Here is a 23,297-nt window from a genome sequence, read left to right as displayed (position 1 = left end):
GGGGCAACGCTAATAGACCACTAACAAAACAAGGAAAGGCACCAAAGCCAGATCAAGGAAAGGCCAAAGCCCCAAGAACACGGACAATAAGCGCCGAGTAGGCAATCCCCCGCCCGAACGGGCTTAAGCAAACGTATCGACCAACCCAACAGTCCGCCGAACGGCAACATTAGCAACACTAGAGTCAGAATCCGAACCAGCAGCGCCGCCTGCATAACCCCCAGCACCGCGCGCCCCAGAGCGCCCCGAATCTGCGCTCTGCTGCTGCCCGCCCTGCCGGGCAAACCCATCGCTAACACTAGCGCTCCCCAACCCGATACCGTTGGACTCCATCGCCTCGCGAAGCTTCGGCAACGCCGCCTCGACGGCCTCACGAACCTGCTGGTGCTGCGAAACAAACAACGCATGTGCATGGTTATCGGCAACCTGCAACACAACCTGTAGCGGCCCCAGATCCTTCGGATTCAAAGTCAGCTCAGCACTCTGCGAATGTGCATTCGACAAAAACACCACCTTCTGACTCAATGCATCTTCCCAATCCGTCGTGCCCACCTGCGGTGACAACGTATTCGCCGCTTCGGCAGCACCGGCACTACCCGTCGTCTGCACGGCCGCCGTCGTACTCGCGGCGCTCGCCGCTGCCTGGCCCGCCGCCAGCGCCGCCGTCGCGGCATCGGACGCACTCTTGAAGGACGCCAGATCGTCAGCTTGCGCACCGCCGGCCGCAGCCGTCGCGCTCAGCGCGTCAGCCGCTGCCTTTGCTGCCGTCGAGGGATCCGCCATCGTTGTGGCCGCCGTCGTCAATGCAGTCTTGCTCGCGTTCGATCCCTTGCCGTCGCCGAACAAACCGGCCGCCAGTGTCTTGCCATCCGCCGTTCCGTTGAGTCCGTTGCTCGCGTCAGCACCCAAACCGTTCGCCGCCGTTGCCGCATTCGCCGCCGCGCCGCTCGCCAGTGCCTGCTGCGGAACCACGCCCTGGCCGCTCGCCAGCGCGGCAAGCGCCGCCTGCAAGGCGTCCTGCGCTGACTTCGAATCGGTCGCGCTCGTCTTTTTGCCCGTGGTGGTGCCCGTCGTCGGGTCCGTGCCCGTGCCGGGCAGCGTGGTCGCGGCGTCAGTCAGCGCCGTGGCGGGATCTGCGGTCGTCGGGTCGGTCGCGCTATTCGCGTTGGCCTGCGCTTGAGCCTGTGCCTGGGCAGCCGCAGCCGCTGCTGCCGTGGCGGCGTCGGTCTGCGTGGTCGTGTTGCCGGATTTCGCCGGCGTCGTGTTGGTCTGGTCGGTCGAGCTCTGCTGCGTATTGGCAGACGAAGTGGACGATGAACCCGACGATGAGCTGGATGAGGAAGCGCTCGTCGAGCTGCTGTTGTCCGTATTGCTGCTCGCGGCATCCTGGCTCTTCGTCGACGGATCGGGCGGCGGTGGTGCGTCATGCACGCTCGACGAATCTGCCGAAGACGACGAATCGGACGCCGACGAAGAGGGCGGCGGAGAGAACGACGGAGCCGGCGGCGTGCTTGCGATCTGCGCGGCCGCGCTGTTTTGCAGGTCGATGCTCTGCTGCAAGGTTTGCGAGAACGGCTTGGCGTTCGCCGCAGCGGCCATCGCCGCGTTGGTGGATGTGCTGCTGGCCGAGCCGAGCAGTGAGCCGATCTGTGAAAGAAGCGACATAGGGAATCCTGTCAATCCGTCAAACGGGGTGTTCAGTCAATCGAGGCGGTGCCCGGGCGCGTTAGGCGCCCTCGACACGCATCCTCAGAATGCGGGCGGCGTGTTCGTCTGCATCGCGCTGGTCGCGCCGCGCCATGGTTTTTGCTTCTGCGGCTTCGCCGCGCGCCTGCAGCACTTCATACGAGCCGAGCTTCTGCTTCTGGCGTTGCCAGTCGGGCTTGGCCGCCTCGACGCGCGCATTGGCCGTCACCAGCAGATTGCGCTGCTGTTCGATGGCGGCGTCGAGTGTGTCAATAAATGCCTGGAAATTGCGCATGTTGCCGGCGGGCATGCCAGTCTGAGCGGTCGCCGTGAAACGCGCGTGATATTCGTCGCGGTACTGCACGAGCGAGTCGAGCTGCGACTGCACGTCGTTGCGTTCGCGCTGCGCGCGGCCTAGACGTTGTGCGGCGGCGTCGACATCGTCCTGGGCGAGGCCGATGAGCGTCTTGATCGGAAAGTGTTTCGCCATCGTCAGCCTCCTTGGGCAAACAGAGCGTCCAGCATCTCGAGACTTGGTTCAAAGTTCGCGCATTCGCGAAAACCCTGCTGCAAAAACGCTTCCATCCGCGGATACAGCGCAATCGCCCGGTCCAGCAGCGCGTCGCGCCCGCTCGAATAGGCGCCGACGTTGATCAGATCGCGGTTGCGCTGATAGCGCGACAGCATCTGCTTGAACATACGCGTCTTCTCGAGATGGTTATCGTCGATCAGCGCGGTCATTGCCCGGCTAATCGAGGCTTCGATGTCGATCGCCGGATAGTGGCCGGCCTCGGCGAGCGAGCGCGACAGCACGATGTGGCCGTCGAGAATCGCGCGCGCGGAGTCGGCAATCGGGTCCTGCTGGTCGTCGCCTTCGGTCAGCACGGTGTAGAACGCGGTGATCGAACCGCCGCCCGCCGGGCCGTTGCCGGTCCGTTCGACGAGCGCCGGCAGTTTGGCGAACACCGAAGGCGGATACCCCTTGGTGGCGGGCGGCTCGCCCACGGCGAGCGCGATCTCGCGCTGCGCCATCGCGTAGCGGGTCAGCGAATCCATCAGCAGCAGCACGTGCTTGCCCTGGTCGCGGAAATATTCGGCGAGCGAGGTCGAGTACGACGCAGCCTGCATCCGCAGGAGCGGCGAGACGTCGGCGGGCGCGGCGATCACCACCGAGCGCGCGAGGCCTTCCTCGCCGAGAATCTGTTCGATGAATTCCTTCACTTCGCGGCCGCGTTCGCCGATCAGGCCGATCACGATCACCTCCGCGCTGGTGTAGCGCGCCATCGTGCCGAGCAGCACCGATTTACCGACGCCCGAACCGGCGAACAGGCCCATGCGCTGGCCGCGGCCCACGGTCAGGAGTGCGTTGATCGCGCGCACGCCGACGTCGAGCACCTTGTGAATCGGCTCGCGGTTCAGCGGGTTGATGACCGGTGAGGAGAGCGGCGCATCGGCATGCGCGCCGAGTGGGCCGAGGCCGTCGAGCGGGCGGCCCGATGCATCCAGCACGCGGCCGAGCAGTTCCCAGCCGACCGGCAGGCGCTTCGCGCCCGCCATCGGATCGGCGATCGGCGCGCTTTCGAGCGGATACACGCGTGCGCCGGGCAAGAGGCCGATCACTTCGGTGGTCGGCATCAGAAACAGTTTGTCGCCTGAGAAGCCGACCACTTCGGCTTCGGCCATCGCCAGCGAACTGCCGAATGGCAGCTCGATCATCACTTCGGCGCCCACCGACAGGCGCAGACCGACCGCTTCGAGCACCAGGCCGGCGGCGCGCGTCAAACGTCCGCAGGCGCGCATCGGCTTGGCGATTGCGTTGCGGGCGCGTAGCGCGTCGAGCCGGCCGCGCCAGGCTTGCATGTGCGGATTGCTGTCGAGGGCGGGATCGTACGGGGCAGGGGCGGGAGGGGGTGAAACGGGACTCGAAGAAACGGCGGATTCGCGGCTCGCCGCCGCGCCCTTCGCAGGGTGCCCGGCGTTAGGGTGCCCGTGAGCGGGATCGCGTAGCGCGGCGTCGATGGCCGCGACGGCAGCCGCAGCGGGCGTCACCGTGGCCGGTACATCCGCCAGCGCCTCGGCGCCGAACGACGCCAGCGCCAACTCACGTTCGAGCGGTGTCAGATCGCTGGCGCGGATCTCTTCGAGTGTCGGCTTCACCATGTGCTCACCTTGCCGAGTGCGGCGGCGACGCGCTCCCAGCGCGTGTCGATGCCGGCGTCGACTTCACCGGTGCCGGCTTGCGCGCGGCAGCCGCCGCGTTCGACCGACGGATCGGTACGCACGGTCCAGCCACGCGTTTGCAGTTCTTCCATCAGATAGGCTTCGACGACCGGCAGGTCGGCGGGGCTGACGATCAGCGCCGGCGCGCCGACCAGTGCCGGTTCGGTGGCCAGCACCTCGCGGGCGGCGGCAATCAGCGCGGTCGGATCGTGCTGCACATGCTGGCGCACCACCTGTTGGGCGATGTCGAGCGCCAATGCGACCAGCGTTTCCGAGATCGCGCCTTGCGTGCCGTCGAGCGCTGCCTTGAAGGTTTCGGCGAGCGCGGCGAGGCGTGCCGCTTCTTCACGTGCTTCGCTTTGACCCTGCTCGAAACCCTGTGCGTGGCCTTGCTCATAACCGGCCTGATAGCCGAGCGCCTGCCCGGCCACGTGACCCGTCGCGATGCCCTGTGCATGCGCGGCGTCGCGCAGACGTTCGAGTTCGGCTTCGAACGCACCGTCGTCGACTTCGGGTGCGGGCGGCGCCGGCGGCACCGGATCGAACGAGGCCATCTCCCAGCGCTGGTAGGCCGAGAGGCGCTCCTTCGCTGCGGAGTTCTGATCAGACATACGCATCTTCCGCCTTGCCGCCTAGAACGATCTGGCCGCTTTCCGCCAGATTGCGCACGATCTGCAGGATGCGGCGTTGCTGCGTCTCGACTTCGGAGACGCGGACCGGGCCGCGCGCATCGAGGTCTTCGGCGAGCAGTTCGGCAGCACGCTGCGACATGTTCGACAGGAACTTCTGGCGCAGCGCGGGCGGCGCGCCCTTCAGCGAGATGATCAACGCCTCGGACTCGACTTCCTTCAGCAACAGCTGGATCGCGCGGTCTTCCAGATCGAGCAGGTTCTCGAACACAAACATCTGATCAATGATCTTCTGCGCGAGTTCCGCGTCGTATTGACGAACATTCTCGATGACGCCTTCTTCATGGTTGCTCGACATGAAGTTGAGAATTTCGGCCGCCGTGCGGATGCCGCCCATCGGGCTGCGCTTGAGGTTGTCGCTGCCGGACAGGAGGCCCGTCAGCACGTCGTCGAGTTCGCGCAGCGCGGCCGGCTGGATGCCGTCGAGCGTGGCGATCCGCAGCAGCACGTCGTTACGCAGCCGCTCGGTGAAGCAGGCGACGATTTCCGAAGCCTGATCGCGGTCCAGGTGAACGAGGATGGTCGCGATGATCTGCGGGTGCTCGTTCTTGATCAGTTCGGCCACCGCCGCGGAGTCCATCCACTTGAGGCCTTCGATACCGCTGGTATCGCTGCCCTGCAGAATCCGGTCGATGATCGCACCGGCCTTGTCGTCGCCGAGCGCCTTGGTCAGCACCGAACGGATGTAGTCGCTCGAATCGAGCGAGAGAGCGGTGTGCTTCTCGGCCTCGCGCACGAACTCCTGCAGGACCTCGTCGATCTGCTCGCGCGTGATGTTCTTCAGCGCGGCCATTGTCACGCCAATCTTCTGGACCTCACGCGGCCCGAGGAATTTGAACACCTGCGCGGCTTCTTCCTCGCCGATCGACATCAGCAGGAGCGCGCTCTTCATTACGCCTTCAGCGCTCATCGGACACCCAGTTTTTCACGACGGTTGCAACAATCTTCGGATCCTGGCGCGCGATGTTGCGCGCGAATTCCAGATTCCGTTCGTATTTGTGTTTCGAGTTTTCCAGCGCGAGCAATTCGTTGTCGCTTTCCAGTTCGGCGACGGTCGGCGCACCCGCACGCTCGGCGGCGGGGATGCCGTCCAGCAGCACCGGCTCGTCCGGCGACGGCAGCGCCGCGGCGGCAACCGGCTCCGGCGGCGGGAAAGCGCGGCGCAGCGCCGGCTTCACCATCACGAAGTAGAGGAACAGGGCGACTGCGGCGATGCCGAGGTAGGTCGCGATCTGCTTGGCAAGCGCGATCATGTCCGGCGTGCGCCACCACGGCAGATCGGCGTCCGGGTCGACGTCGGCGGTGAACGGGCTGTTGACCAGGTTGACGGAGTCGCCGCGCGCCTGATCGAAGCCCATCGCGTCTTTCACCAGCTGAGTGACCTGCGCGAGCTTGTCGGCAGTGACCGGTTGCATCGTCGCGTGGCCCTTGGCGTCCACCACCCGCAGATAGTTGACCACCACCGCCACCGACAGACGCTTGATGCCGCCCATCGGCTGCTCCAGATGCTGCACGGTCTTGTTCAGTTCGTAGTTGGTGGTCGAATCCTTGCGGTCGCTGACCGGCGTCGTGGTCACGCCGCTCGCGCCGTTGCTCGCCGTGATCGGCGCGGAGGCCGGTTGCGGCGGCTGGTTCGACAGCGCGCCCGGCACGCCGGAGGCCCCGGCTTGCGACATTTCGGTCGCGGTGCTCGTTTGCTGGCTGCGGATCGCCGACTGCTGCGGGTTGCCGTTCGGGCCGTAGTTTTCCGAGGTCTGCTCGGTGTGCGAGAAGTCGATGTCGGCGCTGACCTGCGAGTGCGCGTTGCCGGAACCGAACAGGGGCGACAGGATCGCGTCGATGCGTTGCTGCGTGTTGCGCTCGATCTGCTGGCGGTACTTGAGTTGCGAGGCGTCCAGACCGCTGCCGGTGGACGGCTGCGTGAGCAGGTTGCCGTCCTGGTCGAGGATGGTCACGCCCTTCACCGGCATATCCGGCACCGCCGAGGACACCATATGGGTGATCGCCAGCACCTGGCCTTCGTCGAGTGCGCGGCCCGGGTAGAGGTTGACCAGCACGGAAGCCGACGGCGCTTCCTTGTCGCGCACGAACACGGAAGGCTTCGGAATGGCCAGATGCACACGCGCCGACTTCACCGAGGAAATCGACTCGACCGTGCGTTCCAGTTCACCTTCGAGCGAACGCTGGTAATTGATCTGCTCGGCGAACTGGCTGATGCCGAACTTCTGGTTGTCCATCAGTTCGAAGCCGACCGAGCCGCTCTTGGGCAGGCCCTGCGAAGCCAGACGCAGACGCATTTCATGCACCTGCTCGGCCGGCACGAGGATCGCACCGCCGGCGTCGGAGAACTTATAGGGGATGTTGGCCGCCTGCAGCGCGGTGATGATGGCGCCGCCGTCGCGGTCCGACAGGTTGCTGTAGAGCACCTTGTAGTCCGGTGCGCGCGACCACAGGAACAGACCCGCGACGATAGCGACCAGCAGCGCGACCGCGAAAATCAGCGGCGCGCGCGGGTTGCCGCGCATTTGCGCGAGGCCTGACAGACGCTGGCCGAAGTTGCCGCCCAGGTTGCCCCCAAGGCCGCCGAGGTCCGCGGCACCGCCGGCCTGGCCGGTGCCGGCAGCACCGGCGCCGGGCTGCGCGCCGGCGAGGCCCATGCGGGCGTCGGGGTTGATCAAAGAGTTGGCTGACGAATCCATGCGTCGGGTATCTCCGGGATGCCTTTGCGTTCTGCCGCTTCTGCGCGCCGAGGGTCGGCGGGCGTGCGGACAGAGACTTTCACCATTGAAATTATCCGCAGCGCGGCTCAACCCGATTGCTTGAATAGAGCCGGGTTTCCCCCCTAGTTTCGGGGCTTTCCCGGATGACCCACTGCTATGCTTTCGTTCAGATCGGTACGGTTTCTGGCATCCCGGTCGTCAATCCCTGGAGAGAACATGACTTTGCCCGTGAACGCGCTCTCGTCGGCGCTGCAACAGATGCAGTCGATGGCGGCGCAAGCGGCCGGCGGCAACACCCCGGTGGCCGAGCAGTCCGGCGCGGCGACGGCCGGCGGTTTCGCCTCGGCGCTGAAGGCCTCGTTGGACAAGATCAGCGGCGATCAGACCAAGGCGGCCGGCGAATCGCAGGCGTTCGAGCTCGGCGCGTCGAATGTCTCGCTGAACGACGTGATGGTCGACTCGCAGAAGGCCAACATCGGCTTCCAGTTCGGTCTGCAGGTGCGCAACAAACTGGTGTCGGCCTATAACGACATCATGCAGATGTCGGTGTAAGTGCGGCTCGGGCGGCAGGGCTGTTCCGCCCGCCCGAACGCATGCGCCCAGATGCAACGCTGTGTGGTTTCACGGCAGGACAGCCGGCCCGGCGCGCCCACGAGGCGCTTCGTGGCGGGCGGCCTTGCCACGCTCAGCGCGATATCGCCCCTTTCGGCCCCTTAATCCCCCTTACAACGGCCTAAAGCTTTCCCGCTGCCTATCCGATAACCAGATACAGGCAGAAATCCGGGTGCGGCAACGTGCACGGATGGGGTGCCGCGACCAACCGAAGTGCAAGAGAGGAGGAGCGCCGATGTTTTCCCCAGGACACTCTGGAGCCAATGCGTACGCGCGCGTCGGCGTCGAGACAGGGGTGATGGGCGCGAGTCCGCATCGTCTGATCGTGATGTTGTATCAGGGCGCCCGGCAGGCGATTGCGCAAGCGCGCATGCATGTGCAGCAAGGCAATGTGTCGGCGCGTGGTGAGGCGATCGGCAAGGCGATTCAGATCGTCGAAAGCGGGCTGCAACTATCGCTGAACCTTGAGGTGGGCGGCGAGATTGCAGAGCGGTTGGACGCGCTATATAGCTATATGTCGCGCCGGCTGCTCGAAGCCAATATAAAACAGAGCGAGGCGATGCTGGTCGAAGTCGACGGCCTGCTGGCGACACTCGAAGAGGCATGGATCGGGATCGCCCCGGAGATCGCGCGGATGGCAGCCCAGCCGGCCGCGGAAAGCATGAGATGACATCGAACGCAGAATATTTCGCCCGCTACGAGGCGATTGCAGCGATTTCCCGCCGCATGCTGACAGCTGCCCGGCGAGCCCTGTGGAATGATCTGGTCCACTTGCAGGAGGAATATCGGAATCTGGTGGACGCGTTGAAAGACGCGGAAGCCGGGGTCAGACTGGACGATGCGGAGCGCCTGCGCAAATACGCGCTGATCCGTCAGATTCTGGCCGACGACGCTGCGATCCGCGATCTGGCGAATCCGCGTATGGCCAATCTGTCGGCGCTGTTCGCCGGACGGCCGACTCGTGTGCTCAAGGAACTGTACGGGGCACGCTGAGTTTGCCCGCGAGCAAGGCGCTGCTTGAGTCCGCCTGACTGGATTTGAGCGCGTTGCTGCCAATGTGACCAAGGAATCGGTATGAACGGAATCGACGCGGTCGTCACTTCGCTGCTCGCGAACCGGGTCGACAGTCTGCTCAATCTCGCGCCGGGTAGTGCGACCGCCTCGCAGACCGGTGCGGCGGGCGTCGATACCGAGATTCTCAATACCACCCCCATCGCGCCCCCCGCGCCAGCGCCGGCTTCCGCGCAAACCGCGCTGTCTGCCGTTGCGCTCACGCTTAATGCGATTGTGAATTCCGGCGGCGAGGCGACTCCGGCGGTGCTCGGCCAGTTGCCGATCTGGCCGGCCGCGCCGGCGCTCGACGTCGAAGGCGACGGCTTGTCGCTCTTCGATACGACAGCCACGCCTGCTGCTTCATCTGCCAATCCGAATACCGCTGCTACCACCGGTACCGCCGGTACCGCGGCCACCGCCAATGTGGCGGCGGCTCAGGTGCCGGTCGCCGCGCTCGCGGCCGCACTTCAACAGACGGTCGGCGATAGCGGCCTGTTCTACGAATCCCATCTCGCGCAATGGCTGGCCGGGCAGCGGCCGCCCGCGGCCCTCGCCAGCGAGGCGCAAAACAAGCTGGTGGCCGCCGCCGCGCAATTGCCGCTCGACTGGGCGAGCGACGCCGATCCGGCTTCTTCCTCGAACACGACAACCCGGCAGGGCACGGGCGCCGCGCCCAACGGTCCGGGCAACGGCGCGCCGGAAGGCAACGCGGCCGCCCGCGCGATGCCGTCGATCCAGACCGCGCAGGCCGCGCGCTTCGTGGCCGGCGAGGTGCTGGCAAGTTCTCTGTCCGACCTGAACGGCCAGCCGGCGCACGCGAGCGCGCACAGCGCCGCGGCGCAGCTGGCCGACGACGGGTCGTCGCAAAGCTCGCAATCGATGGCGGCCGCGGTTCATCCCGCGACCGTTCCTCTGGTGCGTCAGCAGCTCGATCTGCTTGCTACCGGGCAGTTTCGCTGGACCGGCGAAGCGTGGCCTGGCGCCAAGCTCGACTGGACCATCGAACAGGAAGGCGACGAATGGGACCGCAGCGGCGGCGGCACGGCGAGCGAGGACGGCCAGCCGTGGCGTACGCGGCTGACGCTGTCGCTGCCCACGCTCGGCACTGTGGATGCGGACCTGACGCTGACCGGCATGCGGCTGGTCGCGCGCGTGCAGGCGAGTCCTGCCGGCGCGGCGCGGCTGGCGGCGCAGGGTGAGAACTTTCGTCAGCGGCTCGCGGCAGCGGGTATCGAACTGAACGGATTGACGATTCGCGAGATCGGCGGCGGCATACCAGCTACCGCGGCGGGTGCTGCTGGTGCGTCGGCGGCCGGGCAGGCAGCGGCGTCTGCTTATGCGCGTTCGGCGTCGGCTGCCGCAGCGGCCGCAGCGACCGACAAAGTGTCGGCGGGGCGCCGCACGGCGCGTGCCGCACGCCCGGGAGCCGCGCCGGTCGACGATTTCGATTGGGATATGTGATGAGCCGCAAACATCGCCGCAGTGCGGCCGCGCTCGTCTACGACGCACAAGGCAACGATCCCGCACCACGCGTGATCGCCAAGGGCTACGGCATGCTGGCCGAGATGATCGTGCAGCGCGCCAAGGAAGCCGGCCTGTATGTGCACGAGGCGCCGGAAATGGTCTCGTTGCTGATGCAGGTCGACCTCGATACACGGATTCCGCCGCAGCTTTATCAGGCGGTGGCCGAGTTGCTCGCGTGGCTGCATCGGCTGGAAAGCGGGGCCGAGCATGCGCCCGAGAGCGGCGTGGCCGCCGCGCAGGACGTCACGGATGTCGTCGCTACGGATATTGCGGACGCTTCGGGTGGGGCGCCCAGGCGCTGAGTGCTGAACGCGGGCCGCTTACTTCGCGGCCGTCGTCGCAGTACGCTGCCCCACGGATGGCCGTCCCGTCAAAACCTCATCATCAGCTTCAGCAGCGCATTCACCCGCTTGCCGTACGGCGGCGAGATCCATCCGCGCGCGTTCAGCCGCGCCTGCGTCAGCACCGGCTTCATCTTCGAGAAGGTCACGAAGCCTTCGTAACCGTGATACGCACCCATGCCGCTCGCACCGACGCCGCCGAACGGCAGGCTTTCGCACGCCAGATGCATCAGCGTTTCGTTGATCGCCATGCCGCCCGCGATGGTGTCGCGCGTGACGCGGTCGATGGTCGCACTGTCGTCGGCGTAGAGGTACAGCGCGAGCGGGCGGGGACGCGTGTTGATCCACGTGATCGCATCGTCGAGCGTGTCATAGGGGATGATCGGCAACAGCGGGCCGAAAATCTCCTCCTGCATCAGCGCGCTTTCATCCGGCGCATTCGTCACGGCGATCAGCGGAAAGCGGCGGCTTGCCTCATCGGGCGTGCTGTCGGTGAGCGTGTGCAGTTGCGCGCCGGCGGCCTGCGCTTCGTCGGCGAGACGTTGCAGCCGAGCGAAATGCCGCTCCGAGATGATCGATGTGTAGTCGAGGTTGCGCGCAAAGTCGGGGTACATCGTCGCCATCCGCGCGCGTGCCCGTTCGATGAACGCCTGCTCCTTGCCGCGCGGCACCAGCACATAGTCCGGCGCGACGCAGGTCTGGCCTGCGTTGAGCGTCTTGCCGGCGACGAGGTTATCCACGGCGTTGTCGAAGCGTGCGTGCTGACCGATGATCGCCGGCGACTTGCCGCCGAGTTCGAGCGTGACCGGTGTGAGATGTTCGGCGGCGGCGCGCATCACTTCATGGCCGACCTTGGTCGAGCCGGTGAATAGCAGATGGTCGAACGGTTGCGCGCTAAACGCGGCGGCCAATGCAGCATCGCCGTTCACTACGGCGACGTGGTCGCGCGGGAAGGTCTGACCGATCAGCTGTTCGAATAGCGCCGAGGTGCGCGGCGTCAACTCGGACATCTTGATGATGGCGCGGTTGCCGGCCGTCAGTGCGCTGATCAGCGGGCCGACTGCGAGCAGCACCGGATAATTCCACGGCACGATGATGCCGACCACGCCGAGCGGTTGCGGCACCACTTTCGCGCGCGCCGGCATCAGCCATTTGTTGGTGCTGCGACGTTGCGCTTTCATCCACCGTTTGCCGTGTCTGAGCGCGGCGTCGATCTCACCCTTGATCAGCAGGAATTCGGCGAGCAGCACTTCCTGTTTCGCGCGATTGCCGAAGTCGGCGTTCATCGCGGCGGCGAGTGCGTCGCGGTTGTCGAGCATGACTTTGCGCAGCGCTTTCAGATGGCCGGCGCGCGCATCCCATGACGGATACGGCGCGCGCAAATACGCATGGCGTTGATCGCGCAGCAGCGCTTCGAGCGCGACGACTTCTGGCAAATCGTTCTTCATGTGTGTCCACTCCCTGATGGATAACGTGCGCGTTGGGTCGCGCTTATTGGTGTGTTGTGCTGTTCAAGCGGGAAATGCCCGCTCGATGATCGCGGCGTGATCGAACGTCGCCGGCAGCGTGCCGTACACGCGGCCGCTCTCGCCGCAGCCGTCGGCGAGACGCGTTGCGATGAAGGCGTCGGCGACTTCCGGCGGCGCGTGCTTCACCAGCAAGGTGGCCTGCGCGATCAGCACGATCTGCTGCGCGATCCGTCGCGCGGAGGCTTCGCGATGTTCGGCGGGCCCGTTGAGCGTGGCGGCGAGCTTGCCGAGCGCGGCGCTCAGAGCCGGGTGCCCTTGCGCATCCGCTTGCCACGCTGCGAACAGAGCCGGGTGCCCTTGCGCATCCGCTTGCCACGCTGCGAACAGGGCCTGCGCCGCTTCGGGCTCGCGTTCCATGGCGCGCAGCACGTCGAGGCACATCACGTTGCCCGAGCCTTCCCAGATCGAATTCACGGGCGCTTCACGATAGAAGCGCGCCATCGGACCGGTTTCGACATAACCGTTGCCGCCCCACACTTCCATCGCCTCGCCGGTGAATTCCAGCGCGCGCTTGCAGACCCAGTACTTCGCCGCCGGCGTGACGATCCGGCGCCACGCGCGCTCGGCGGGCGCGGTCGACGATGCATCCGTCGACGCTTCGAAAGCGCGTGCTAGTCGCATGAACAGCACCGTCGCGGCTTCCGATTCCAGCGCCAGGTCGGCGAGCACATTGCGCATCAGCGGCTGATCGGCCAGTTGCCGGCCGAAGGCGCTGCGATGCCGTGCATGGTGGATCGCCTGCACCAGCGCCGCACGCATCAGGGCCGCGCTGCCGATCACGCAATCGAGCCGCGTGTAGTTCGCCATTTCGATGATGGTCGGCACGCCGCGGCCTTCGTCGCCGATCATGATGCCGAACGCGTCGAAGAATTCGACTTCGCTGCTGGCGTTCGAGCGGTTGCCGAGCTTGTCTTTCAGGCGCTGGATCTGCACGGCGTTCTTACTGCCGTCCGGCGCGAAACGCGGCACGTAGAAACACGACAGGCCTTCGTGATCGTCGGTGCGGGCGAGTACCAGATGCGCGTCGCATTGCGGCGCGGAGAAAAACCATTTGTGGCCGACAAGGCGATATTCGGCGCCACGGCCGCTGCCGCGCGTGGCATAGGCACGGGTCTGGTTGCTGCGCACGTCCGAGCCGCCTTGTTTCTCGGTCATGCCCATGCCGATCATCGCCGAGGTTTTTTGCGTGAGCGGCACGTCGCGTGGATCGTGTTCGCGGGCGTAGAGCTTGTCGCGCAGTGTCTCGAACAAAGCCGGTTCGCGTTGCAATACCGGAATGCTCGCGAAGGTCATCGTCAGCGGGCAGAGGGAGCCGGATTCGAGTTGTGCGTGCAGGAAGTAGCCGGCGCAACGCGCGACCATGGCGCCGCTCTGCGGGTCCGAAAACGGCAACGCGTGCAGGCCTTCGCCGCGCAACAGCGACAGCAGCGTGTGCCACGAAGGGTGAAACTCCAGTGCGTCGATGCGTTCGCCGCGCGGGCTGTGCGTGACAAGTTCGGGCGTGTGGCGGTTCGCCAGTTCGGCAAGCGCGAGTGTCTCCGGCGTGGTGAGCGCTGCGCCGTGCCGTAGCAGCGCCTCGCGATGCCACGCGGCGCCGTCGCGTTCGAGGGCGGCGGACAACGCCACGTCGCTCGCAAACAGGTTGTAATCCGTGAGCGGAGGCGCCTGATTTGTCACGTCGTGAGTGTGGCCGAAGCTGTGCCGTTCCATCTGCTGTCTCCGTTCGCCGGATGTCCGCCGATCGTTGATCGACGCTGTGCTGTTTTATCGTGGCGTGTCGTACCGCACGCTTTGAGGACGGCGCACCGGGCGCCGTGTTTGAATGCCCTGCGCGGCGGCCTGACGGGCGCACGCGCGCCTTTCATCATAGGGTCGCGGGAGGGCTTTCGTTTAGAGGGATCGCTCTGACACGAACCCGCCGTCGCAACCGAACGCTCCCTACAATGCCGATAAAACACACGTAGACAAGTGTGTACTAGACAGGGTTCGCGAGCAACGCGGCCCCAATTGGAGGAGCGGATGCAATACGACTACATCATCGTCGGTGCGGGCTCAGGCGGCTGCTCGCTCGCGAGCCGTCTGGCGGATAGCTGCCCGGACGCCACGATTGCCCTGATCGAAGCCGGTCCGCATACGGACCGCAATCTGTTCGTGAACATGCCGGTGGGGGTGGCGGCCGTCGTGCCGCACAAACTCAAAACCAACTACGGCTATCTGACGACGCCTCAGCCGGGGCTCGCCGGCCGCCAGGGCTATCAGCCGCGTGGGCGCGGCTTCGGCGGATCGAGCGCGATCAACGCGATGATCTACACGCGCGGCCATCCGCTCGATTACGACGAATGGGCGCAGCTCGGCTGCGAAGGCTGGTCGTGGGCCGACGTGCTGCCGTATTTTCGGCGCGCGGAGGGCAACGAGCGCGGCGCCGACGCATGGCATGGCGCGGACGGCCCGCTGACGGTGTCCGATCTGCGCTATCGCAATCCGTTTTCGAAGCGTTTCGTGCAGGCCGCGATCGAAGCCGGTTACAAATCGAACAGCGACTTCAACGGCGCGGACCAGGAAGGCATCGGCTTCTATCAGGTGACGCAGCGCGACGGACGGCGCTGCAGTGTTGCGCGCGCCTATATCTATGACCGCGCGCGCCCCAATCTGCACACGATCGCCGATGCGACGGTGCTGCGCGTGACCTTCGACGGCAAGCGCGCGAGCGGCGTCGAGATCGTGCGCGGCGGCCGTACCGAAACGCTGGAAGCGCGTGCGGAAGTGGTGCTGGCCGCGGGCGCGTTCAATTCACCGCAACTGCTGATGTGCTCGGGCATCGGGCCGGCGGCGCATCTGCAGTCGCTCGGCATCGCCGTGCTGCACGATGCACCCGAGGTCGGCCAGAACCTGATCGACCACGTCGACTTCACGATCAACAAACGGGTGTCGTCGATCGAGCCGACCGGCTTTTCGATTCGCGGCATTGCGCGGATGCTGCCGCAGTTCATGACCTTCATGCGGCATGGGAAGGGCATGCTGTCGAGCAATGTCGCCGAGGCGGGCGGCTTTCTGAAGAGCCGGCCGACACTCGATCGCCCGGACCTGCAACTGCATTTCTGCGCGGCGATCGTCGACGACCACAACCGCCATATGCACTGGGGCCACGGTTATTCGCTGCACGTCTGCGTGCTGCGGCCGCATAGCCGCGGCACGGTGACGCTCGCGAGCGCCGACGCGCGCACCGCGCCCGTGATCGATCCGCGGTTTTTCAGCGACTCGCGCGATCTCGACCTGCTGGTGGAGGGCGCGCAGATGGCGCGGCGCATTCTCGACGCGCCGTCGCTCGCGCTGCATGGCGGCAAGGAGCTGTACACGCATGTCGGCCAGACCGAGGAGGAATTGCGCCGGACCATCGCCGAGCATGCCGACACGATCTACCACCCGGTGGCAACGTGCCGGATGGGTGGCGATGCGCAATCGGTGGTCGATCCGCAATTGCGCGTGCGCGGCGTGACGGGGCTGCGGATCGTCGATGCCTCCGTGATGCCGACGCTGATCGGCGGAAACACGAATTCGCCCACGGTGATGATCGGTGAGCGCGCGGCCGAACTGATCGCGGCGAGCCGGCGTGAAGGGCAAACGGCGTCGGCGATGAAGTCGACCGGCGTCACCGGCGTGGCGGCTTGATCGGACATCAATTTTCTTAATCTGGGTCGCAAATATAAGAATATTTAGGCGAACGTCGGCTAATTCGTCATAAATTGTGTCGTTTCGTTTATGAGATTTCCCCAAACCTATAATCGCGCCGCGAAAAAGGACGCGTCAGGTGATGCGTTCGGGAAATCAAGGAAGCGAAGCGATGAGTATCAATGTGATTCAGCTGATTCAGTCCGCGTTGACGGACGGTGTCGTGCGACAGATGGCGGCCCGCTTCGGGCTGCCGCCGGACGCGACCCAGAAGGTGCTTGCAACAACCGGCCCGGCGCTGGTGGCCGGTCTGATGCAGAAGGGCGCGACGCTCGATGGCGCGCGTTCGCTGTTCGCAACGATTCTCTTGCCTGAGGTGAACGGCCACATCGCCGAGCAGTTGCCGCAACTGCTCGGTACCACTACCGGCGTGAGCCAGCTGGAAGGCGTGGGGCGGCAATTGCTCGAGCGCGCATTCGATCGCCGCGTCGACACGCTCAGCGACGAGGTGGCCACCCAAACCGGCGTCCCGGCGCATGCAACGCACGCCATGACGGGCATCGTCGGCGCTACGTTGCTGGGTTTGCTGAAGCGGCATTTTCTCGAAGGTCAGGGCAATGTCGGCCAGTTGCCGACGCTGCTCGGCCATCAACTGCCGGCCATTGCGCCGTACCTGAACGATCGTCTGATGGCCGGCCTTGGGCTGAGCGGACTCGGCGCGTTCACCGGCAATATTCTGTCGCAGCTGAAAGCGGTCTCGGCGCACATCGATCATCCGACGCCTGCTGCCAAACCTGTGGCCGAAGCCCTGTCGAGCATCCGCGTGCCGGCCGACGCGGTGGTGCGCGAAGAACGCCGTCCGCGCAAGTGGGTGTGGTGGCTGCTCGCGGCGATTGCCGCGGTGCTGGCTTTCCTGTTCCTGCGTGGTTGCCATGGCGAGCAACGAGGCGAACAAAGCGGTGAGCGCAGTAGTGCGGAAGCCGCGGCAACCGTGCAGCCCGCTTCCGCACCGGCTGGGGCTTCGGCCGCCGCGCCCGCGGCCGCTGATGTCGCTGCTTCGACGCCTGCCGCCAGTGCCGTCGCAGCAAGCGCCGCCAGCGACACGCGGCAACCCGCCGCCGCGCCCGCGCCGACCAAAGACAGCCAACTCAGCTTCACAGTCGACCCCGCCGGTAAGCCGACGCTCACCGCCACGGTTGGCAGCGAAGCCGAAAAGATCCAGCTGATCGACGCGCTGACGAAGCGCTTCGGTGCTGACCGTTTCGTCGCGAACGTCACCGTCGATCAGGACACCAAGCAAGCCGATTGGCTCGTTCATCTGGACGGCCTGCTGCCGCTGATGGCATTGCCGGGCGCCGAGGTGAAAGTGGGTGGCGCGCACATCGAACTGAGCGGCAGCGCGGCAAACGCGAAGCTCGGCTGGCTCGACAAACTCAAATCTCTGTTCGGCGCCTCGTATCAGATCGGTTCGTTCAACGTCGAACAGGCGGTCGCCAACGCAACGGAAAACTTCCGCAGCGCAATCAAGGGTCTCCTCGCGCCGGATAGTTCCTGCGTGACAGCGGACGTGGTCAAGGTGCTGAACCTGCAGGTGATCAATTTCGCAAGCGCCGGCGCTCGCGTGCCGGCCTCGGCGCTGGAAGATCTGAACCAGTCGGCGCAAGTGTTGAATGCCTGCGCGCGCAACGGCAAGACGGCCAAGCTCGAAGTAGCCGGCTATTCGGACAATGTCGGCGGTGCACAAGGCAATCTGCAACTGTCGAAGAAGCGCGCCGAAGCGGTTCGCGCGTATCTCGTGAAGACGGGTGTGCCGGCGGATTCGCTGGTCGCGCAAGGTTATGGCGATGCCAATCCGGTCGCGAGCAACGACACGGCGAGCGGCCGTTTTGCCAATCGCCGCATCGAGTTTGTCGCGCAGCAGTAATGATGGAGCTTGGTAAGCCTTGAAGGTAAGTAAGTCTCTGAGATGCGCCTTGGCGCAGGCTCTCGAGGCGGACTTTTGAGCCAAGCCGTCAAGGTCGGCTTAGCTAGGAAGGCATGCCGTCCGGTCTGCACCGGGCGGCATGTCGTCACTTAGCCGGTCGCGTTTCCGACGGCGGTGTCTGAACGGGCGCAGTGATGCCGGACACGCCGATGCCCGGCCCTAGCATGAAATCGTCACCGGCCTGCCCCGGCAGCGTCTCGCGCGCCACCTCCAGCCACGCGCGCGCTGCGTGCGATAGATACCCATTGCGGCGCCAGCCGATTGCCATTTCCCACGGAATCTCCGGTTCCACCACGGGGCGGCAGGTGAACTGCGCCGCGTCGAGCCGTCGGCAGTACGGTGCCGGCAACAGCGCGATACCGACGCCGGCCAGCACCAGCGCCGCCATGAAATCCCAGTGTCCGCTGCGCCCGACAATCGTCGGCGCAAAGCCGGCGGTGCGGCACGCGTTCAGCACGACGTCGTTGAGCGCGAGGCTCTCACCGTAAAACACGAATGGCTCGTTGGCGAGCTCGACGAGCGGCACTTCGTGCAGATCGTCCCAGCGCGAGCCGGTGCGCGCGACCAGCCACAGCAATTGCCGGGTCATCGGCAGCACCTCGATGTTTTCCGGATCGACCGGCTGTAACACGCCACCTAACTCCAGCTCGCCGTGGATCAGCGCGGTCTCGATCGCGCGCGAACCCTGCTCGAACAACTTCAGCTCGATTTTCGGGTAGCGCTGGCGGAAGGCGGCGATGGCCGGCGTGAACAGCGAGCCGCCCATCGGCGGAATGCCGATGGTCAGCTCGCCGCGGCCGAGCGTGTCGAGGTCATTCAACTCGGCCTGCAACTGCGCGTGCGCGGCCAGCACATCCTGACCGCGCTGATAGACGATCCGGCCGGCGTCGGTCAGCACCATCTGGCGCCCGTCGCGCAGCAGCAGCGGCGAGCCGATTTCGTCTTCCAGCGACTTGACCATCTTGCTGATGGTCGGCTGCGTGACGAACATCTGCTCGGCGGCGACGGTGAAGCTCTGTTGACGGACCACTTCGACGAAGTACCGCAGCGCGCGTAGTTCCACGATCTCAGGCTCCAGAATTCCAATTTGGAATGACCCGAGCGATTGTAAGTCATCGTATTTATGTTGGGGGGCACGCGAATGGCGCGCTTCGTGTCGGCGCCGTTTGCGCGCAGTGCGTTGGTCGGCACGGCCGCGCACGCCGCTTTTCCAGGATGGACCCGACGGGAAGCGGGCTACCATCGACGGTTCTCTACCGTTTGGCCCGCAGCGCCCGTTTCAATTCATGACGTCCATTTCGATCATCATTCCCTGCTACAACGGCGCGGCGACGCTCGGCCGTGCGCTCCAAAGTTGCCTGATTCAGCCGGAAGCCGCGCAGATCATCGTGGTGGACGACGGCTCGACCGATGCATCCGCCGATCTGGTCGCACACTACGGGCGTCTCGACGCACGCGTGTGCTTGCTGCAGATGCCGTACAACGGCGGCCCGGCTCGGGCGCGCAACTGGGGCACGATGCATGCGGCTCACGGTCTGCTTGCCTTCCTTGACGCCGACGATGAATACCTGCCCGGCGCGTTAGCCGCCGCGAGCGCGTTTCTCACGCAGAACCCGAATGAAGTGTCTGTACGGCTCGACGTCGAGTACACGGATTTTCCGGCTGAGCTCACCGGGCATGGTGACTTCGCCCAGCACGCCGCGACGCTTAGCAATACGGTACCGAGCAGCCTGATCATCCGCCGCGCGGTGTATGCCGCGCTTGGCGGATTTCCGATGGACGACGCGTTCCGCCGCATCGGTGGCGAAGACGGCGCGTTTTCATGGGCTCTGCGCGACATTTTCGGCAACAGGCGCCTGGATGACGCGAAACGCGTGCGTATGCATTACCACGCGGGCATTCACGCCGAACGCTATTTCCGTATCGTTCTTGGTTTGCAGGCACCGGATCCCGCCGACGTGGCCGACGCGTTCCGCTTTTCGAGGCAGTTTCTCGAAACCGCCCGCGCGGGCATCGAGCAGTTGCGCACGGCAAGCGTCGCTGTCGTGCCAGCCGCCTCTGCGCTCCCGAATCACGCCGCGTAATCACTAACCCGGCACCACCCCGAAGCCATCTCGATTTGCTACAATCGCCGTTCGTCTTCGAGGAGCGTTGCGACGGGTACCGCGAATCAGCATATTCGCTGGCCGCCCGCCAGGCTCGGAGGCTTCAATCGGAGGGCCAGGATGCGCATTGCGCTCCCATCCACCGCATCGAACCGCGCTCACGTCAAATTTCTAGTCAATTTTTTAGAAAGGAGGGCGTGATGAACGCCGCAGTTCTCGATTCAAAGCAAGATTTCCTCGTCGCCGATATGTCGCTTGCAGCCTGGGGCCGCAAGGAACTGAATATCGCTGAAACCGAAATGCCCGGCCTCATGCAGACGCGCGAGGAATACAAGAGCTCGCAGCCGCTGAAGGGTGCGCGTATTGCGGGTTCGTTGCACATGACGATTCAAACCGGCGTGCTGATCGAAACCCTGACGGCACTCGGCGCGGACGTGCGCTGGGCATCGTGCAACATCTTCTCGACGCAGGATCATGCAGCCGCCGCGATTGCGCAAGGCGGCGTGCCGGTGTTCGCGTTCAAGGGCGAATCGCTCGACGAATACTGGGAATTCTCGCACCGCATTTTCGAATGGCCGAATGGCGAATTCGCCAACATGATCCTCGACGACGGCGGCGACGCCACGTTGCTGCTGATCCTCGGCTCGAAGGCTGAGAAAGACCGTTCGGTGATCTCGAAGCCGGAAAACGAAGAAGAAGTCGCGCTGTACAAGTCGATCGCCAAGCATCTCGACGCCGATCCGGTGTGGTACTCCACGCGTCTCGCGCACATCAAGGGCGTGACCGAAGAAACCACGACCGGCGTGCACCGTCTGTATCAGATGGAAAAGGAAGGGCGCCTGCCGTTCCCGGCCATCAACGTGAACGATTCGGTCACGAAGTCGAAATTCGACAACCTGTATGGCTGCCGCGAGTCGCTGGTCGACGGTATCAAGCGCGCAACCGACGTGATGATCGCGGGCAAGATCGCGGTCGTGGCGGGTTATGGCGACGTGGGCAAGGGCTGCGCGCAATCGCTGCGCGGTCTCGGCGCGACGGTGTGGGTCACGGAAATCGATCCGATCTGCGCGTTGCAGGCAGCGATGGAAGGCTATCGCGTCGTGACGATGGAATACGCGGCGGACAAGGCCGACATCTTCGTGACGGCAACGGGCAATTTCCACGTGATCGGCCACGATCATATGGCTGCCATGCGCAACAACGCGATTGTCTGCAACATCGGTCACTTCGATTCGGAAATCGACGTTGCCTCGACGCGCAAGTACCAGTGGGAAAACATCAAGCCGCAAGTCGACCACATCATTTTCCCGGACGGCAAGCGCGTCATCCTGCTGGCTGAAGGGCGTCTGGTGAATCTGGGTTGCGCAACGGGCCATCCGTCGTTCGTGATGTCGGCATCGTTTACGAACCAGACGATCGCGCAGATCGAACTGTTCGTGCACGGCGACAAGTATGAAAACAAGGTCTACGTGTTGCCGAAGCACCTTGATGAAAAGGTGGCGCGTCTGCATCTGGGCCGTATCGGCGCGGAACTGACGGTGCTGTCGGACTATCAGGCGAGCTATATCAGCGTCGACAAGAACGGTCCGTTCAAGCCGAACCACTACCGCTACTAAGTAGCATCAAGCGCGCGGGCGGTTTTAAAGCATGACAGTTTGACGGCGAGGCGGCGCGTAAGGCGCCGCTTTGTTCGCCATGCCCGCCCGTTTCCGTTCAAACGGACACCCTGCCAAAGGAGCTCTACATGACCGTGCTGCTGACCTGGCTGATCAACGCGCTTGCGCTCCTGATCATCACCTACCTCGTACCGTCGATTCATATCCGTAGTTTCGGCACCGCCTTGATCGTCGCGGTGGTGCTCGGATTGATCAATACGATCCTGCGTCCGGTGCTGATCCTGTTGACGCTGCCCGTCACGATCGTCACGCTCGGACTCTTCATTCTGGTGGTCAATGCGCTGTGCTTCTGGCTGTGCGCGTCGCTGCTGAAGGGATTCGAGGTGTCGGGTTTCTGGTCGGCCTTCTTCGGCTCGATTCTGTACAGCATCGTTTCCTGGCTGCTGTCCGCGCTTATTTTCGGCAACCGCAGTCTCGGTTGATCTACTGAATCATGAACCCGATCGAACTTTCATTCGAATTCTTCCCGCCGAAAACGCAGGAAGGCGTCGACAAGCTGCGCGCCACCCGCGGGCAGCTTGCGTCGCTCAAGCCCAAGTTCGTGTCTGTCACGTTCGGCGCCGGCGGCTCGACGCAACAGGGCACGCTCGACACCGTCGTCGAAATGGCGAAGGAAGGGCTCGAAGCGGCGCCCCACGTCTCGTGCATCGGCTCCTCGAAAGAGAGCCTGCGCGCGATCCTCAACGAGTACCGCGCGCATGGCATCCGCCATATCGTCGCGCTGCGCGGCGATCTGCCGTCCGGCATGGGCGAAGTCGGCGAATTGCGTTACGCGTCGGAACTGGTGAGCTTTATCCGCGCCGAATTCGGCGACTGGTTCTGGATCGAGGTGGCCGGCTATCCGGAGTACCACCCGCAGTCGCGCTCGCCGCGTCACGATCTGGAAAACTTCGCCCACAAGGTGAAGGCCGGCGCCAATTCGGCGATCACGCAGTACTTCTTCAACGCGGATGCGTACTTCCGCTTCGTCGACGACGCGCGGAAGCTCGGCGTGGACGTGCCGATCGTGCCGGGCATCATGCCGATCACGAACTTCTCGCAGCTGATGCGTTTCTCCGAGATGTGCGGTGCGGAAGTGCCGCGTTGGGTCGCGCGCCGTCTGGAAAGCTTCGGCGATGACCGCGAGTCGATTCGCGCCTTTGGGCTGGACGTGGTGACCGACCTGTGCGGGCGTCTCATCGAGGCGAAGGTGCCGGGCTTGCACTTCTACACGCTCAATGGCGCCGCGGCGACCAAGGCGATCTGCGAACGGCTGGGCGCTTAAACTTTAGGCACCGTTGTCCAGAAACCGCGCGGCTTACCTGCCGCGCGGTTTTTTTATGGGTGAAATCCGACGCTGCCGCGCCTCGCGCCTGAAATGTGCCCGCGCATTCTGTGCCTTACGTTGCACCGGCGTGCAGTGCAGCGCCAGTGGGGCGGGCAATCCGAGCTCCGCGTCAGGCATCACATCCTGCTGCGACGCAACAAACATGCCCATTGGGGCATTTCT

The 23,297-nt window shown here is 64.8% G+C and carries 20 protein-coding genes and 1 riboswitch; of the genes, 11 read left to right on the top strand and 9 right to left on the bottom strand.

Annotation, left to right across the window (positions count from 1 at the left end; translation table 11 throughout):
- Window positions 1-123: 123 nt before the first annotated feature.
- The 6 genes from M0D68_RS35715 to fliF all read right to left on the bottom strand — a co-directional run bounded on the left by M0D68_RS35715 (window position 124) and on the right by fliF (window position 7,294).
- On the bottom strand, window positions 124-1,665 hold the full coding sequence (locus M0D68_RS35715) for a flagellar hook-length control protein FliK (protein ID WP_093640893.1): 1,542 nt from the start codon (window positions 1,663-1,665) through the stop codon (window positions 124-126).
- A gap of 61 nt (window positions 1,666-1,726) precedes the next feature.
- The gene (fliJ, locus tag M0D68_RS35710; RefSeq protein WP_093640896.1) at window positions 1,727-2,176 is read right to left on the bottom strand and encodes a flagellar export protein FliJ; all 450 of its coding nucleotides are present in this window, start codon (window positions 2,174-2,176) and stop codon (window positions 1,727-1,729) included.
- Window positions 2,177-2,178: 2 nt separating this feature from the next.
- Window positions 2,179-3,846 (bottom strand): flagellar protein export ATPase FliI, encoded by a 1,668-nt coding sequence (fliI, locus tag M0D68_RS35705; protein WP_093640899.1) that lies wholly within the window; start codon window positions 3,844-3,846, stop codon window positions 2,179-2,181.
- On the bottom strand, window positions 3,840-4,523 hold the full coding sequence (gene fliH / locus M0D68_RS35700) for a flagellar assembly protein FliH (protein ID WP_208620711.1): 684 nt from the start codon (window positions 4,521-4,523) through the stop codon (window positions 3,840-3,842). Before fliH ends, fliI begins: the two co-directional genes overlap by 7 nt.
- Entirely contained in the window at window positions 4,510-5,505 is a 996-nt protein-coding gene (gene fliG / locus M0D68_RS35695; protein ID WP_093640905.1) for a flagellar motor switch protein FliG, read from the bottom strand. Before fliG ends, fliH begins: the two co-directional genes overlap by 14 nt.
- Complete coding sequence (gene fliF, locus M0D68_RS35690) at window positions 5,495-7,294, bottom strand: flagellar basal-body MS-ring/collar protein FliF (protein WP_093640908.1); 1,800 nt, start codon at window positions 7,292-7,294, stop codon at window positions 5,495-5,497. The genes fliG and fliF overlap by 11 nt, the downstream gene beginning before the upstream one ends.
- Before the next feature lie 237 nt (window positions 7,295-7,531).
- On the opposite strand from fliF, the gene fliE reads away from it, so the two are divergent.
- The 5 genes from fliE to M0D68_RS35665 all read left to right on the top strand — a co-directional run bounded on the left by fliE (window position 7,532) and on the right by M0D68_RS35665 (window position 10,806).
- On the top strand, window positions 7,532-7,867 hold the full coding sequence (gene fliE, locus M0D68_RS35685) for a flagellar hook-basal body complex protein FliE (protein ID WP_093640911.1): 336 nt from the start codon (window positions 7,532-7,534) through the stop codon (window positions 7,865-7,867).
- A 295-nt stretch (window positions 7,868-8,162) separates the two neighbouring features.
- Complete coding sequence (gene fliS / locus M0D68_RS35680; protein WP_093640913.1) at window positions 8,163-8,597, top strand: flagellar export chaperone FliS; 435 nt, start codon at window positions 8,163-8,165, stop codon at window positions 8,595-8,597.
- Complete coding sequence (locus tag M0D68_RS35675) at window positions 8,594-8,920, top strand: flagellar protein FliT (RefSeq protein WP_093640916.1); 327 nt, start codon at window positions 8,594-8,596, stop codon at window positions 8,918-8,920. The genes fliS and M0D68_RS35675 overlap by 4 nt, the downstream gene beginning before the upstream one ends.
- Before the next feature lie 81 nt (window positions 8,921-9,001).
- A complete protein-coding gene (locus tag M0D68_RS35670) occupies window positions 9,002-10,441 on the top strand; it encodes a flagellar hook-length control protein FliK (RefSeq protein WP_266226810.1) in 1,440 nt (479 codons plus the stop codon).
- Complete coding sequence (locus tag M0D68_RS35665; protein ID WP_175053982.1) at window positions 10,441-10,806, top strand: EscU/YscU/HrcU family type III secretion system export apparatus switch protein; 366 nt, start codon at window positions 10,441-10,443, stop codon at window positions 10,804-10,806. Before M0D68_RS35670 ends, M0D68_RS35665 begins: the two co-directional genes overlap by 1 nt.
- Before the next feature lie 68 nt (window positions 10,807-10,874).
- Here M0D68_RS35665 and M0D68_RS35660 read toward each other — a convergent pair whose 3' ends face one another.
- Both M0D68_RS35660 and M0D68_RS35655 read right to left on the bottom strand, forming a co-directional pair.
- Window positions 10,875-12,293, bottom strand: a complete 1,419-nt coding sequence (locus tag M0D68_RS35660) for a coniferyl aldehyde dehydrogenase (RefSeq protein WP_266226807.1) — start codon at window positions 12,291-12,293, stop codon at window positions 10,875-10,877.
- A 63-nt stretch (window positions 12,294-12,356) separates the two neighbouring features.
- Window positions 12,357-14,084, bottom strand: a complete 1,728-nt coding sequence (locus M0D68_RS35655) for an isovaleryl-CoA dehydrogenase (protein WP_266226806.1) — start codon at window positions 14,082-14,084, stop codon at window positions 12,357-12,359.
- 309 nt (window positions 14,085-14,393) lie between these two features.
- On the opposite strand from M0D68_RS35655, the gene M0D68_RS35650 reads away from it, so the two are divergent.
- Together M0D68_RS35650 and M0D68_RS35645 are read left to right on the top strand one after the other, a co-directional pair.
- Entirely contained in the window at window positions 14,394-16,043 is a 1,650-nt protein-coding gene (locus tag M0D68_RS35650; protein WP_266226805.1) for a GMC family oxidoreductase, read from the top strand.
- A 172-nt stretch (window positions 16,044-16,215) separates the two neighbouring features.
- Window positions 16,216-17,967, top strand: coding sequence for an OmpA family protein (locus tag M0D68_RS35645; protein WP_266226803.1), 1,752 nt, complete (start codon window positions 16,216-16,218; stop codon window positions 17,965-17,967).
- A 145-nt stretch (window positions 17,968-18,112) separates the two neighbouring features.
- Here the strand turns inward: M0D68_RS35645 and M0D68_RS35640 are convergent, their stop codons facing one another.
- The gene (locus M0D68_RS35640; protein ID WP_093640937.1) at window positions 18,113-19,090 is read right to left on the bottom strand and encodes a LysR family transcriptional regulator; all 978 of its coding nucleotides are present in this window, start codon (window positions 19,088-19,090) and stop codon (window positions 18,113-18,115) included.
- Window positions 19,091-19,313: 223 nt separating this feature from the next.
- Between M0D68_RS35640 and M0D68_RS35635 the strand changes: the two genes are divergently transcribed.
- The 4 genes from M0D68_RS35635 to metF all read left to right on the top strand — a co-directional run bounded on the left by M0D68_RS35635 (window position 19,314) and on the right by metF (window position 23,072).
- Entirely contained in the window at window positions 19,314-20,111 is a 798-nt protein-coding gene (locus M0D68_RS35635; protein WP_266226800.1) for a glycosyltransferase family A protein, read from the top strand.
- Between the two features lie 53 nt (window positions 20,112-20,164).
- Window positions 20,165-20,299, top strand: a riboswitch (S-adenosyl-L-homocysteine riboswitch).
- 33 nt (window positions 20,300-20,332) lie between these two features.
- Entirely contained in the window at window positions 20,333-21,748 is a 1,416-nt protein-coding gene (gene ahcY / locus M0D68_RS35630; RefSeq protein WP_093640940.1) for an adenosylhomocysteinase, read from the top strand.
- 128 nt (window positions 21,749-21,876) lie between these two features.
- Window positions 21,877-22,230, top strand: coding sequence for a phage holin family protein (locus M0D68_RS35625; protein ID WP_054040830.1), 354 nt, complete (start codon window positions 21,877-21,879; stop codon window positions 22,228-22,230).
- Window positions 22,231-22,241: 11 nt separating this feature from the next.
- Window positions 22,242-23,072: a methylenetetrahydrofolate reductase [NAD(P)H] gene (metF, locus tag M0D68_RS35620; RefSeq protein WP_093640943.1), complete on the top strand. Its 831-nt coding sequence runs from the start codon at window positions 22,242-22,244 to the stop codon at window positions 23,070-23,072.
- The last annotated feature ends 225 nt before the right edge of the window (window positions 23,073-23,297 follow it).

Source organism: Paraburkholderia sp. SEWSISQ10-3 4, from assembly GCF_030464785.1.
Classification (GTDB): domain Bacteria; phylum Pseudomonadota; class Gammaproteobacteria; order Burkholderiales; family Burkholderiaceae; genus Paraburkholderia; species Paraburkholderia aspalathi.
Note: the sequence above shows the minus strand (reverse complement) of the source record. Positions and strands in the feature narration are given on the sequence as shown.

Excerpts from the sequence above, each read along its gene's own strand:
- fliF (WP_093640908.1), bottom strand. The coding sequence starts at position 7,294 with ATGGATTCGTCAGCCAACTCTTTGATCAACCCCGACGCCCGCATGGGC.
- ahcY (WP_093640940.1), top strand. The coding sequence starts at position 20,333 with ATGAACGCCGCAGTTCTCGATTCAAAGCAAGATTTCCTCGTCGCCGAT.
- fliJ (WP_093640896.1), bottom strand. The coding sequence starts at position 2,176 with ATGGCGAAACACTTTCCGATCAAGACGCTCATCGGCCTCGCCCAGGAC.
- metF (WP_093640943.1), top strand. The coding sequence starts at position 22,242 with ATGAACCCGATCGAACTTTCATTCGAATTCTTCCCGCCGAAAACGCAG.
- fliH (WP_208620711.1), bottom strand. The coding sequence starts at position 4,523 with ATGCGTATGTCTGATCAGAACTCCGCAGCGAAGGAGCGCCTCTCGGCC.
- M0D68_RS35675 (WP_093640916.1), top strand. The coding sequence starts at position 8,594 with ATGACATCGAACGCAGAATATTTCGCCCGCTACGAGGCGATTGCAGCG.
- fliG (WP_093640905.1), bottom strand. The coding sequence starts at position 5,505 with ATGAGCGCTGAAGGCGTAATGAAGAGCGCGCTCCTGCTGATGTCGATC.
- M0D68_RS35660 (WP_266226807.1), bottom strand. The coding sequence starts at position 12,293 with ATGAAGAACGATTTGCCAGAAGTCGTCGCGCTCGAAGCGCTGCTGCGC.
- fliI (WP_093640899.1), bottom strand. The coding sequence starts at position 3,846 with ATGGTGAAGCCGACACTCGAAGAGATCCGCGCCAGCGATCTGACACCG.
- M0D68_RS35625 (WP_054040830.1), top strand. The coding sequence starts at position 21,877 with ATGACCGTGCTGCTGACCTGGCTGATCAACGCGCTTGCGCTCCTGATC.
- M0D68_RS35635 (WP_266226800.1), top strand. The coding sequence starts at position 19,314 with ATGACGTCCATTTCGATCATCATTCCCTGCTACAACGGCGCGGCGACG.
- M0D68_RS35715 (WP_093640893.1), bottom strand. The coding sequence starts at position 1,665 with ATGTCGCTTCTTTCACAGATCGGCTCACTGCTCGGCTCGGCCAGCAGC.
- M0D68_RS35665 (WP_175053982.1), top strand. The coding sequence starts at position 10,441 with ATGAGCCGCAAACATCGCCGCAGTGCGGCCGCGCTCGTCTACGACGCA.
- fliS (WP_093640913.1), top strand. The coding sequence starts at position 8,163 with ATGTTTTCCCCAGGACACTCTGGAGCCAATGCGTACGCGCGCGTCGGC.
- fliE (WP_093640911.1), top strand. The coding sequence starts at position 7,532 with ATGACTTTGCCCGTGAACGCGCTCTCGTCGGCGCTGCAACAGATGCAG.
- M0D68_RS35650 (WP_266226805.1), top strand. The coding sequence starts at position 14,394 with ATGCAATACGACTACATCATCGTCGGTGCGGGCTCAGGCGGCTGCTCG.
- M0D68_RS35670 (WP_266226810.1), top strand. The coding sequence starts at position 9,002 with ATGAACGGAATCGACGCGGTCGTCACTTCGCTGCTCGCGAACCGGGTC.
- M0D68_RS35655 (WP_266226806.1), bottom strand. The coding sequence starts at position 14,084 with ATGGAACGGCACAGCTTCGGCCACACTCACGACGTGACAAATCAGGCG.
- M0D68_RS35645 (WP_266226803.1), top strand. The coding sequence starts at position 16,216 with ATGAGTATCAATGTGATTCAGCTGATTCAGTCCGCGTTGACGGACGGT.